This window comes from Streptomyces sp. NPDC057486, assembly GCF_042802415.1.
Classification (GTDB): Bacteria; Actinomycetota; Actinomycetes; order Streptomycetales; family Streptomycetaceae; genus Streptomyces; species Streptomyces yanii.
On sequence record NZ_JBHVEE010000030.1, the window covers coordinates 48,712 to 60,992 of the forward strand.

Annotated in this window: 10 protein-coding genes; 2 read left to right on the forward strand and 8 right to left on the reverse strand. The window is 70.7% G+C overall.

Going from position 1 to position 12,281, the window contains the following annotated elements; all coding sequences use genetic code 11:
• Nucleotides 1-17: 17 nt before the first annotated feature.
• From ACFU6I_RS16710 to ACFU6I_RS16740, 7 genes are all read right to left on the reverse strand, one after another.
• Nucleotides 18-1,241, reverse strand: a complete 1,224-nt coding sequence (locus ACFU6I_RS16710) for an FAD-dependent monooxygenase (protein WP_384366661.1) — start codon at nucleotides 1,239-1,241, stop codon at nucleotides 18-20.
• Between the two features lie 17 nt (nucleotides 1,242-1,258).
• Nucleotides 1,259-1,576, reverse strand: coding sequence for an acyl carrier protein (locus ACFU6I_RS16715; protein WP_384366664.1), 318 nt, complete (start codon nucleotides 1,574-1,576; stop codon nucleotides 1,259-1,261).
• Nucleotides 1,573-3,315, reverse strand: coding sequence for a fatty acyl-AMP ligase (locus ACFU6I_RS16720; RefSeq protein ID WP_384366667.1), 1,743 nt, complete (start codon nucleotides 3,313-3,315; stop codon nucleotides 1,573-1,575). Before ACFU6I_RS16720 ends, ACFU6I_RS16715 begins: the two co-directional genes overlap by 4 nt.
• A gap of 138 nt (nucleotides 3,316-3,453) precedes the next feature.
• Nucleotides 3,454-4,098: a response regulator transcription factor gene (locus tag ACFU6I_RS16725; RefSeq protein WP_327243882.1), complete on the reverse strand. Its 645-nt coding sequence runs from the start codon at nucleotides 4,096-4,098 to the stop codon at nucleotides 3,454-3,456.
• Nucleotides 4,062-5,351: a sensor histidine kinase gene (locus ACFU6I_RS16730; protein ID WP_384366670.1), complete on the reverse strand. Its 1,290-nt coding sequence runs from the start codon at nucleotides 5,349-5,351 to the stop codon at nucleotides 4,062-4,064. Before ACFU6I_RS16730 ends, ACFU6I_RS16725 begins: the two co-directional genes overlap by 37 nt.
• Nucleotides 5,352-5,522: 171 nt before the next feature.
• A complete protein-coding gene (locus ACFU6I_RS16735) occupies nucleotides 5,523-6,527 on the reverse strand; it encodes a methyltransferase (protein WP_384366673.1) in 1,005 nt (334 codons plus the stop codon).
• Nucleotides 6,527-7,900, reverse strand: a complete 1,374-nt coding sequence (locus ACFU6I_RS16740) for a hypothetical protein (protein WP_384366675.1) — start codon at nucleotides 7,898-7,900, stop codon at nucleotides 6,527-6,529. The genes ACFU6I_RS16735 and ACFU6I_RS16740 overlap by 1 nt, the downstream gene beginning before the upstream one ends.
• A gap of 165 nt (nucleotides 7,901-8,065) precedes the next feature.
• Here ACFU6I_RS16740 and ACFU6I_RS16745 point away from each other — a divergent pair, with 165 nt between their 5' ends.
• Together ACFU6I_RS16745 and ACFU6I_RS16750 are read left to right on the forward strand one after the other, a co-directional pair.
• Nucleotides 8,066-8,830 carry a thioesterase II family protein gene (locus ACFU6I_RS16745; RefSeq protein ID WP_384366678.1) on the forward strand — a complete coding sequence of 255 codons (765 nt, stop codon included), beginning with the start codon at nucleotides 8,066-8,068 and terminating at the stop codon, nucleotides 8,828-8,830.
• Nucleotides 8,831-8,905: 75 nt separating this feature from the next.
• Nucleotides 8,906-9,100: a hypothetical protein gene (locus ACFU6I_RS16750; protein WP_384366681.1), complete on the forward strand. Its 195-nt coding sequence runs from the start codon at nucleotides 8,906-8,908 to the stop codon at nucleotides 9,098-9,100.
• Between the two features lie 154 nt (nucleotides 9,101-9,254).
• On the opposite strand, the gene ACFU6I_RS16755 is transcribed toward ACFU6I_RS16750, so the two are convergent.
• Nucleotides 9,255-12,224 carry a BTAD domain-containing putative transcriptional regulator gene (locus tag ACFU6I_RS16755; RefSeq protein WP_384366728.1) on the reverse strand — a complete coding sequence of 990 codons (2,970 nt, stop codon included), beginning with the start codon at nucleotides 12,222-12,224 and terminating at the stop codon, nucleotides 9,255-9,257.
• Between the last annotated feature and the right edge of the window lie 57 nt (nucleotides 12,225-12,281).

Genomic DNA, 12,281 nt, shown 5'->3' on the forward strand with positions numbered 1-12,281 from the left:
GTGCGTGGGGGAGCGGTTCAGGCGGCGGGCTGTTCGGCGAGCGCCGCCTCCGCGTCGTGGCGTTGGATCCAGGAGGTGTCGGCGACGAGCGCCTTCATCTCCTGGCCGGACTGTTTGCGGGCCTGCAGACCGGCCGGGCCGCCGCCCAGGCGCTGCGAGCCACTGTCGCGGCTGCCCAGCTGGACCCGTGCGGTGTGGGCCAGGCGGACCGTCTCGTACCGCCGCAGTGCCGCGGCGATGCCCTGTGGACTCGGGGTCTCCCCCGCATCGGCGACGCAGGCCGCCAGGACGACGGCGTCCTCGATGGCCTGGCTGGCGCCCTGGCCGTGATGCGGAAGCATCGGGTGGGCCGCGTCGCCGAGGAGCGTGGTGCGCGCGGTGCTCCAGCGGGTCAGCGGCTCCCGGTCGCACAGCGTCCAGTGGCCGGCCTCGTCCGCGGCGTCGACCAGCTCCTGCACGGTGGGGTCCCAGCCCTGGAACGCCTTGGCGACCAGGTCCAGCTCGGCCGGCCGGCTCCAGGACTCGCGCCGCTGCACCTCGTCGCTCTCGGGGATCACGGCGACGAAGGACAGCTGCTGCCCCGCGCTCACCGGGGCGGTGAGCATGCGACCGCCGGGACCGGCCCACACGTACATGTCCTGGGCGTCGAGCCGGGGCATCCGGTCCATGGGGACGAGCCCGCGCACCGCGCAGGTCCCGGTCGGCACCAGGAGGTCCTGTCCGCCCGAAACCGCTGCACGCATGAGGGAGTTGACGCCGTCGGCGCCGATCGCGAGATCCGCCCGTGCGGAGGATCCGTCGGCGAAGTGGAGTTCCACGCCGTCGAGGTCCTCGGCGCAGCCGGTGCACCGGCTGTCCAGGCGCAGGGTGTCCGCCGGGAGCCGGGCGGCGAGCAGGGCGTGCAGATCGGCGCGGTGCACGGTGTAGTGCGGGCCGCCGAACTCGGTCTCCCAGGCGTCCCCCATCGTGCGTCGGGTGAGGACCTCTCCGTCGCTCCATCGCCGGACCTCGAGTGCCTCGGGGCGTACGGCCACCTGGTGAAGGGCGTCCGCGAGGCCGAAGCGGTGGAGGATCCGGCTGCCGTTGGGGGCCAGGTGGAGTCCGACACCCACCTCACGGAGTTCGGGGGCCTGTTCGTGGACAGTCACCCGGAATCCCCGGCGGGTCAGGGCCAGCGCGGCGGTCAGTCCGCCGATACCGGCGCCGACGATCGCGATCCTGGGGGCGATGTGCCGTGTCATCGAATCTCTCTGCTCTCTCAGGTACGACCGTTGGTGTCCGCGGTGGCCAGCTGGGCCCGGACGTGGCTGACAAGGGCGTCGACCGTGGGGTGCTCCCACACCAGGGCCGCGTCGAGCTCCAGACCGAAGCGGTCCTCCAGATCGCCGCAGAGGGCGACGGCGTAGACGGAGTCGAGGCCCATCGAGATCAGTGAGGCGTCGGGCGGGATGACCGCCGATGGCCTTTCGAGGTAGTCGGCGACGAGTTCGATGAGCCAGTCACGCGTCGCTTCGGCGTCGAAGTCCGCAGCGTTCACGCCGGCTTCGAAGTCCACCGGGTTCGGGTCGGTCGTCATGCCTGCCTCTCGGTGGCGTACAGCGGGGTGAGCTGGTCGGACAGGTACAGCTCCCGCATCAGTGAGCGCTGGATCTTTCCGCTGGTGGTGCGGCGGACCTGGCCGGGCCTGACCAGCACGACGTGCGGGGCCTTCACGCCGAGGCTGCGGCCCATGGTGTCCTTGACGTGCGCCGCGAGGCCGCTGAGCCGGCCGGGGTCGGTCTGCCCGGCCCGTATCTCCTGGACGACGACGATCTCGTCGCCCTGACCTGCCGGGCCCGGGACGGAGAAGGCGCTGCCGGTCCTGCCCTCGAAGGCCGGGTCGAGTGCGCCGACCTCGCGTTCGATGTCGTGCGGGTAGAGGTTGCGGCCCCGGACGATGAGCATTTCCTTGATCCGGCCGGTGATGAAGAGTTCCCCGTCGAGGAGCGCGCCGAGGTCCCCGGTGCGCAGGAAACCGCCCTCGTCGTCGGTGGTGGTGGCGCGGAAGAGGCGTTCGGTGGCCTCGGGGCGCTGCCAGTAGCCCTGGGTGATGGAGGGGCCCCGCACCCACACCTCGCCGATGTAGCCGTCGGTGAGTTCGTCCAGCGAGCCGGGGTCCACGATCCTTACGTCCATGCCGGCGACCTGCCCGGACCCCGCCAGGGTCACGGAGTCCTCCTCATCCCCGACCGGCACCATGCGGTGCTTCTCCAGGGCGGCCGGGTCGACCCGGCGCAGCACGGGTGCGCGACCGGTCGGGGTTCCGGAGACCAGGAGGGTGGTCTCCGCCAGTCCGTAGGCGGGAGCGAAGGACTCGTAGCGGAATCCGGCGGGGGCGAAGCGCCGGGCGAAGCGCTCCATGGTGGCGGCGTCGACGGGTTCGGCGCCGTTTGCCGCGCACACCCAGCGGGAGAGGTCGAGTCCGGCGATCTGCTCGTCGGTCAGCCGCCGGACGCACAGGTCGTAGGCGAAGTTGGGGGCACAGCTGATCCGGACGTCGTACCGGTCGATCAACTGGAGCCACATGTAGGGCCGCTTGAGGAAGGAGGTGGCGGTCATGAGGACCGTGGTGGTGCCGAGGTAGAGCGGGGAGAGCACGGTCAGGATCAGACCCATGTCGTGGAACATCGGGACCCAGCCGCAGAAGCGCATGTCCGCGTCCCAGCCGAGCGCCTCGGTGAGTTCCCCGATGTTGTGCGCGATGTTGGCGTGGCTGACGATCACTCCGCGCGGATCACTTGTCGATCCGGAGGTGTACTGCAGGAACGCCACGTCGTCGGGACCGACACCCGGATCGGTCCAGTTCTCGGCCGGGGCGAGGTCGCCCTCGTCCGTCACGGCGTATTCCAGTGCGGGAGTTCCGGGCAGGTCCAGCCAGGCCTGGACGTCGGGCAGGCTGACGCTGTCGGTCAGCACCACGGATGCCGCGCAGTCGACGGCGATCCGGGCGGTCCGCTCGGCCTGGTGGGCATGGCCGCCCGGTACCGGGACGACGACCGGGGCGAGCCCCGCGTACAGACAGGCGACGAAGGACTTCACCAGATCGAGGCCCTGCGGGTGCAGCAGCAGTACGCGGTCGCCGCGGCGGCAACGGGACTGGAGCCAGGCCGCGGTGGAGCGGGCGGCACGGTCCAGGCCGGCGTAGTCCAGCCGCTCGGGCGCGTGGTCCTGGGCAGCCCCGCGGAAGAACAGCACGGCGTCCCGGTCGGGAAGCTCGTCGGCGTGGCGCCGCAGCCTGCCGACCATTCCTTCGAATTCTGGCGATCCGGCTCGCATGATTCTGACACTCCCTGTCGGACCGACCGGCCCATTCATTTGGTTTCTCTGATTTCTCTGATTTCCCCGAATGAGGTCATGACTCATCGGGCGCAGCATGCCCGCGGGGGCTATACGGCGCCTATACAGCGAGAGTTGTCAGGAATTCAGATACGCGAGGACGGCGAGAACGCGGCGATTGTCGTCGTCGGACGGTACGAGGTCGAGTTTCGTGAAGACATTCGATGTGTGCTTGGTGACGACCTTCTCGCTGACACCGAGCCGCCCGGCGATGGCGGCGTTGGAGCGGCCCTCCGCCACCAGTCCGAGAACTTCCCGTTCCCGTGCGGTGAGCCGGCCCAGGGGGGCGTCGGAGGCGTTGCCCGCCAGGAGCTTCGCCACCACATCGGGGTCCATCGCGCTGCCGCCCGCGGCCACCCGGCGTACGCAGTCGATGAACTGGCGGCTGTCGAAGACGCGGTCCTTGAGCAGATAGCCGACCCCGCCCGAACCGTCCGCCAGCAGCTCACGGGCGTAGAGCTGTTCCACGTACTGCGAGAGCACGAGCACCGGGAGACCCGGGATCCGGCTGCGCGCCTCGATCGCTGCGCGCAGGCCCTCGTCGGTGAAGGTGGGCGGGAGCCGTACGTCGACGAGCGCGATGTCCGGCCGGTGTTCGATCAGGGCGTCCAGGAGGGCGGGTCCGGTGTCCACGGCGGCGGCGATCTCGAATCCATGGGCGGTCAGGAGGCGCACGAGCCCTTCCCTCAGGAGGAAGAGGTCTTCGGCGAGAACAATGCGCACGGGATCTCCATCGTCGCCATCGTCGGTCCGCCCTGGGGGCTGTTCACGGCAAGTATGCCGTCGAATGCGGCAATGCGGCTCTCAATTCCGCGCAGCCCCGTTCCCGCCGATGCCGCGGCGCCACCCACCCCGTCGTCGGTCATGCTGATGCGCAGGGCGTCCCGGTCGTGTCTGATGTCGATCCATACCCTTCCGGCCTTCGCGTGTTTCGCCACATTCGTGAGCAGTTCACTGACGGCGAAGTACGCGGCGGACTCGACGGGGGCGTCCAGCCGGCCGGGCAGGTCGACCACCACATCGACGGGGAGCGGACTGTCCAGAGCCAGGGCCCGCACGGCGTCTCCCAGACCCCGGTCGGAGAGGACCGGTGGATGGATTCCCCGTACGAGGTCGCGGAGTTCGCTCAGAGCCTTGGAGGACGAGTCCCTGGTCTCCATCAACAGGGCGCGCGCCGCCTCGGGGTTGGAGTCCAGGAGCTGTTCGACGGCGTCGAGGTTCATGCCCATCGCGACGAGCCTGGCCTGCGCCCCGTCGTGGAGGTCGCGCTCGATCCTGCGGAGCTCCGCCGCCTGGCTGTCGACGACGGCGCCCCGGGTGCGGGTCAAATGACCGACCCGTGCGGCGAGTTCGGCGCTCGGGCGGGGCCCGAGGAGGGTGCGGGTGAAGCGGCCGTGGGCCGTGACCAGCTTGGGTCCTGCCCACAGTCCCAGCCCGATGAACACCATGCCGACGAGGGGCATCAGCCAGGTGCGCAGACCGGTCTCGCCGTGCACATGGATCAGTCCTGCGTAGTGGTCGTCGTATCCGGCGGACACGAGGTCGTCCCAGACGAACGGGAAGACCAGGCCCTCCAGTCCGTAGACGAGCAGCGCCGCCGGCATGAGGGCGAGGACGGTGCCGACGACGGGGTCGGCGATCGTCCACAGCATGTCCCGCCAGGTGGCGGGGTCGGAGAGGAGTTGCCTGCAGCGTCGCCACCGGCCGAGGAAGCCGGGCTCCCGCGGCAGCGGTTCACGGTACGGCTCCGTGATCCGGACCCCCGACCAGGCGTGGGCCAGCCTCCGGGACCGGTTCGCCAGCTTCCTCACAGCGGCCACGACCAGCGGCAGGAGCAGGACGCCCACACCGAGGCCGAGATAGACCAGGGAGATCACCATCAGGACGAACAGGGCGAGCTGAGGCACCTTCTGTGCCGCCAGGGCCAGTCCCCGCAGTGGCGGCTGCCAGAGCTTGGGCGGTGCGGGTGTCGTCATCCGGGCCTCCTCGGTTCGGAACCTCTTGGTCCCTGCAGGCATCAGTCTGTCCTGCGACCGCTCCGGGAACATTGGGCCTGTCCCCCTTTTCCAGGGGGGACCTAGGTCCCCCCTGGACGAATGCCTGGTCGAAGGCCCTGCGCGAGGACCGGGCCGGGGGTGAGCCAGGTGTCAGCGGGGGACGGCTTCGATGAGCGCCGCCCTGGCTCCCCGGTGGATGTCGGCGGTGTCGAAACCGCCCCGGTCCAGCAGGGCACGCCACTTCGACTCGGTACGCTCCCGACCGCCGAGCAGCACCAGCATGTGCAGGTCGAGCAGCGCGGCCGGATGCCGGGAGCCGTCGTCGGGCACGACCTGTTCCAGGATGAGGAGCCGGCCCTGTCCGCCCATGGCGCGGCGGCAGGACTCCAGGATCCGTATCGCGCTCTCGTCGTCCCAGTCGTGCAGGATCTGGGCCAGGACATAGACGTCTCCGCCTGCGGGTACCTCGTCGAAGAAGCTGCCGCCGACGCAGTCCGCGCGGCCGTCGAGTCCGGCGTCGGCCAGGGCCTGCCGTGCCTCGTCGAGGACGTGCGGGAGGTCGAAGACGACGCCCTTCAAGCGGTCGTTGCCGCGCAGCAGGTCCGTGAGCAGGGTGCCGTTGCCGCCGCCGACGTCGACGACACTGCCGACCGCGCTCCAGTCCCATTCCAGGAGCGGCAGGAGGCGCAGGGTCACCAGACCCGCCTGTCCCTCGTTGAAGGTGCGGGCGGCCTCCGGATGGGCGGCGAGCCACTCGAAGTACGGACTGCCGTGGACCTCGTCGAAGCCGGGCCGTCCGGTGCGCAGCGCGTGGGTCGCGGCTCCCCAGGCCTCGTACGCCTCGCCGGCCATCAGGTTGGAGAGATGGGAGAGGGATCCGGGGGTGTCGGTACGGAGGAGGGCGCCCATGGGTGTCAGCCCGAAGGTGCCGGGCTGCTCCTCGGTCAGGATGCCCTCGGCCGCGAGGACGCGGAGGAACCGGTGCAGGGCGTCGGGGTCCGCGCCGGTCCCGGCGGCGAGTTCGGCGATGCGCTGCGAGCGGTCACCGAGCAGGTCCGGTATGCCGAGTTCACAGACGGCGTGGATGGCCCGGGAGACGATGTACCCCATGATCTTCTGGCGCAGCTCATGGTTGTGGCGCTGTGCGTCGTCCATCAGTTGACTCCTTCTTCGCACGTGGTGTCCTCGGGGGCATCGGTTCCGGCCTCGTCGCGCAGGCGCGGGAAGAGCGGTACCTGCGCGGCGGTCTTCAGATAGGAGGCGCCGCTCGTGCCACCCGTGCCGGGCACATCGCCGATGATTTTCAGCGTGAGCCCCCAGTGGTTGCGCTTCATCGCCCCCCACGCCTTGTCCAGCCGCTCCATGGCCTCGGCCACCTGTGCCGCGCGGTCGGTCGGCAGGCTCGCGGCGCGCGAGGCGAACGTGGCGTCCAGGCCGGGTCCTTCGACCACCACGGCCGGGAACTTCTTGCCCGTCGGCATCGGCTGCCCGGGCACGCAGAAGGCCTCCACCTGCCGGTACCAGCGTGACTGGATGGCGCTCCTGCCGTCCGTGTAGGCGCGGATGACGGCGAACGAGTCGATCGGCATACCGGTCAGGACGCGGTACAGGATGGGCGTGGCCTCGATCCGGGTGGCCCCGTCGGCGAGCAGTTCGAGGACGGCCGGCACGTTCCCGAGCTCCAGCGCCGCTGCCGCCGCCTCCACGTCGCGGGCGACCTGCTGGTAGATGCCCTCGAAGATCTGGATGCTGCGGATGAACATCAGCTCGTCGTGCAGCCGGGTGGTGGGGATCAGCGTGAGCTCCACCGCCTTCCGGTGGAGCACGGGGAAGCTTTCGGCCGTCGACTGGGCGGCCTTGCTCGCGACGGCGGCCAGGGTGTCGGCGGCGCTCTGTCCGGCCAGCGCCGTACGCAGCTGCGCCAGGTCCTCCGACTCGGCCGCCGCGCGCGGAAGATAGTCCGCGATCCGGGTGAGCGTCCGGGCGGCGGCCCGGGTACGGGCATAGGCGCGCACGTCGTCGGGCGCGGCCGCCAGCACCTCCGCCTCGATGGCCACGAGGTCGGCGACGGCCACCGCGGTGAAGCCGTCGATGGCCTCGACCCGGCGTCCGGGACCTGCCTGCTCGACGAGCGAGTCGAAGACAGCGGTCCCGATGTACGAGTCGTAGTCGCCGTCCGTCCGGTCGTACGTCATCGGCAGCCAGTCCGCGAGCAGCCGCTCCTCCCCGTACGCCGGGGCGCTCGCGGTGAGCTTCTCGCCGACGGTACGCAGCTCGGCGAGCAGGTCGTCGTCGGCGTGATTGCGCCCTACGGCCCGGTAGTGGGCGAGCACTTCGGCGTACGGAAACGCCTGCGTCGGAGCCTTCGACCACTGTGCGAGTGCCTGGCGAGCGGCCTCCGCCGAGCGTTCGGCCGGCCTGGCCCGTTCGACGGCCAGGCTCACCCCGCCGACGCCGCTGTGTCCCGGCCAGACGGTCTCCCCGGGGGCTGCCTGACCACCGCTGCGATCTTCTGTTGTGGATCCCACGGATTACCCCATATTCCCTGGATGCGGACGGGCCGCCCGCAGCTGCTCATCAGTCGGGTCTCGGGGCGAAGCATTCCGGGCGTGGCTATATTTCTTCGATATGCAGGGGGTGACGGCCTGCGGCTCGAGGATTTCACTATGATTCGGCGCCGGAGGGGATTTCTTATGGGCATTACCACGGAAAGAAGTGACGGGCTCTGGTTCCGACGGCTGCGGGGCACGGCCGAACCGGCCCTGCGACTGGCGTGTTTCCCGCACGCCGGGGGCACCGCGAGCATGTTCCGGGGCTGGCGGCGGCTGCTGCCACCGGACGTCGAGCTGCTCGCCGCCCGCTACCCGGGCCGGCAGGACCGGATCGCCGAACCGGTCGTCGAGTCGATGGATGAACTCGCGGAGCGGATCACCGGGGCGCTGCTCGGCCTCCTCGACCGTCCGCTCGCACTCTTCGGGCACAGCATGGGATCCGCGGTGGCATACGCCGTCGCGGCCAAGCTGTCGGCGGAGCACGGGGTGAATCCCGCGCTCCTCATCGTCTCGGGCCGGCCGGCGCCGCACCGCGTGGAACCGACGACCGTGCACCATGAGGGGGACGAGGCGATCATCGAGTCGCTCCGGCGGCTGGGCAGTACGCAACTGGACGTCTTCGACGACCCGGACCTCAGGGAGCTGCTGATGCCGGCCCTGAGAGCGGACTACCGGGTCCTGGAGACGGGCAGGCCGCGCCACCCGGTGGCACTCGGCACCCCGATCGTGGCCTGCGCGGGCATCAGCGATCCGCGATGCGGCCTCGACGGACTGAGATCCTGGGAGGAACTCACCACCTCGTCGTTCACCCATCGCGTTTTCCCCGGCGATCATTTCTATCTGGAACCGTACGAGGCGGACCTCGTCGACTATTTTTCCAAGCATTTGAGGGCGGTTCGAAATTGAACCGATATCGCTTCAAAAATAGGACCCCCTAGCGTTACTCCTGTCGCACCCGAAAAGCCTGACGAGGAGTTGGAAATGCTCGCCACCAAGACGGTTCCCGCCACCATCGGAGCCCTGTGCACCGCCGCGCTCCTGCTGGCCGGCATGGCAGCCGCCGTGACCACGGGCCCGGCCGCACCGGACGGCTTCCGGTTCGCCGCCGAGCAGCCGTGGAGCACCCCCGTCGAGGGAGGCGGCGCCACGACACAGGACGAGCAGCCCTGGTCGTAACCGCTCGCACAAGCCCGCCGGCCCGGCCCGCGCCCCCGTCGCGGACCGGGCCGGCGTTCGTCCGCGCGCGGGCAGGCGGGTCCGCACCCGCCCGCACGGGCAGCACGGGCACACACGGCTCACATGCCGGGTTCCCCGGCCCGCGCCCTCCCCGTCAGTTGTCGAGCAGCCGGGCGAGTTCGGCGACCGGTACGGGGCTGCCGGGGCCCACGGTCCGTGCCGCGTCGCCGAGGCGGCCGACGCGGCGCTGCCAGGCGTCGGCGCCGAGGTCCATGAAGACCGCCTGCGCCCGGTCGAGCATCCCCGCGCCCTCCCCGTCCCCCCGCGCGACGAGGATGACACCGAGATCCGCCCTGATCCTGGCCTGGAGGAATCGGTCGGCCAGCTCCTCGGCCACGCGCAGCGCGTCCTGGAGGCAGCTCTGCGCGTCGTCGAGCATTTCCTGCCGCCACAGCGCCTCCCCGAGCCCCCGCAGCGCATACACTTCGCCGACGGTGTCGCCTTCGACGCGGGACAGCCCCAGTGCGGTGCGGCAGTGCTCCGCCGCTCTGGCGGGTTCGCCGTTACGCATCTGAGCCTCGGCCAGCCGGTAGGTGTTCTGCGCCTCCCCCCTGAGGAATCCGGCCGCACGGCTCATCGAGACGGCCTCGGCGCTCAGGATGATGCCCTCGCTCACCCGCCCACGCTCCAGTTCGATCTGCGCCATCAGGCCGAGTACGTAGCTCTCGGACATCAGGTCACCGACCTTCCTGAAGCCGCGCAGCGCCTCCTCGGCATGGCGCAGGGCCGGCCCCAACTCGCCCCGGAACCGCCCGCACAGAGCCAGATTCCGTCGTACGAGCGCGAGCCCGTGCTCCTCGCCCTGTTCGTCGAACAGCTGCTGGGCGGGGTTCAGCCAGGCCTCCGCCGCCGCGTACCTGCTCTGGTAGATCTCCAGGGAGCCGAGGGACTGGAGCATCGCCGCCTCACCGATGCGGTCGCCGGTGCGGCGGGCGGCCTCCAGGGCGTTCCTGGCGCAGGTGCGCCAGTCCTCCAGGTAGTTGTGGGTGGAGAACAGGGTGCTGCTGCTCATCGTCAGGTCCCAGGCCTGCGCGGAGCGGTCGGTGCGCGACGCCTGCTCGACGACCGCGACGATCGCGGCGCGCTCGGACTCGAACCAGGCCATCGGGTCGGCAAGCAGGTCGTCCGCCATCTCCTCGGGCAGGGACAGGCGCGGCGCGGGCCCGTGGATGATGGTGTAGTCGCCGCCGTGCGCCCGCCGGTGTGCGGCGTCGGCAAGTGACAGCCAGGCGCCGAAGGCCCGGTCGAGGGCGGCGTCGCGTTCCTCCTCGGTCTCCTCGGCCTGCGCGCACTCCCAGCCGAACAGCCGCAGCAGGTCCTGGAAGCGGTAGCGGATGGCCCCGTCCGTGTCCCCGGTGACGACCTCCAGCAGCTGGGCGTCGACGAGTTGCTCGATGAGCGTCTCGGCGGTCGCCGGATCGGTGTCGAGGACGGCGGCGCCCACCCAGGAGGTGAAGTCGGGTACGGCGAGCAGGCCGAGGCGCCGGTACATCCGGGCGGCGGCCGGCGGCAGCGCCCGGTAGCTGAGCCGGAATCCGGCGCGTACCCCCTGGTCGCCCTGGCTGAGTTCGTCCAGCCGCAGCCGCTGGTCGGAGAGCCGGTTGACGAGGGTCCGCACCGACCAGTGCGGCTTGGCGGCCAGCCGGGCGCCCGCGATACGCAGGGCGAGCGGCAGCCGGTCGCAGAGCCGGCTGAGAAGTTCGGCGCCTGCCGGGTCGGCGGCGATCCGCTCCTCGCCCGCGACCTTCCGGAGCAGCCGGATGGCCTCGTCCCGGTTCATGACGTTGAGCCCGATGCGGCGTACGGCGTAGTCGCCGGTCAGCCCGTCGAGCGCGTCCCGCCCGGTGATCAGCACACAGCATCGGCCGTTTCCCGGCATCAGCAGGCGGACCTGCTGATACGAGGCGGCGTTGTCGAGCACGATCAGGACCCGTCTGCTGCCCAGGACGCTGCGGTACAGGGCGGCGCGTTCGTTCGGGTCGGTCGGGACCTGCGGGCCGGGCACCCCGAGCGCCCGCAGAAAGCGGTCGAGGACGGCGCTGGCCGCCGTGGGGTCGTCATGCTCGTCGTACCCGCGCAGATCCGCGAAGAGCTGCCCGTCGGGGAACTGCTCGGCGACCTGGTGGGCCCAGTGCACGGCGAGTGCCGTCTTGCCCACCCCGCTCACCCCGGAGATGGCACCCACGGCGAGGGGCGCGTGGCCCCGCCGCTCGTCGAGCAGCCCGTCGAGCAGGGCGAGCTGCGCCACCCGCCCGGTGAAGGCCGCTCCCCCGGCGGGAAGCTGCGCAGGTAAGGAGACGGTCGGCGCGGCGATATGGCGCACGGTCAACTCGGGTGCGTCCCGCAGTACCTGGTCGTGCAGCTCCTGGAGTGCCGGGCCCGGCTCGATCCCCAGCTCCTCGACGAGCAGCTGGCGTGCCTCGCGGAACACCTCGAGCGCTTCGGCCCGGCGCCCCGACCGGTAGTGGGCGAGGATCAGATGGGCGCGCGCCTGTTCGCGCAGCGGGTGCTCCTTGACCAGCCCGGCCAGCTCCCCGATGAGCGAGCGGTGCTGGCCCAGTTGCAGACGTAGCCCGGCCAGCTCCTCGTACGCGTCGAGGCGGAGTTCATCGAGCGTCGCCGCACCCTCCTCGGCACCGTTGATGCCGTCGAGCGCGGGCCCGCGCCACAGGTTCAACGCACTCTCCAGCACGGCTCCGGCCTCCGCGGCCTGCCCACGCCGGATCAACTCCCTCCCCCGCCGCACCTCTTCCTCGAACTCCACCGAGTCGACGACATGGTCGCCGGTCGCCAGGATGTAGCCGGGATGTGCCGTGACGATGAGATCGTCCACATGCGCCTCGGACTCGAACGTCTTGCGCAGACCCGAGACACAGATCGCGATCTGGTTCCTCGACGTCGACGGTGGACTCCCCTGCCAGACCGCCTTGATGAGACTGTCCACCGAGACGACGCGGTCGGGGGACAGCAAGAGCATGGCCAGTACGGTCCGCTGCCGTGCTCCCCCCACCGAGATTGTGCGTTCGCCTGCGTTGACGACCAATTGCCCCAGGATTCTGAACACCAACTGCTGCGACAAAAAACTCCCCCGTCCCCCGTCCCCACGGATCAGTCTGACCGC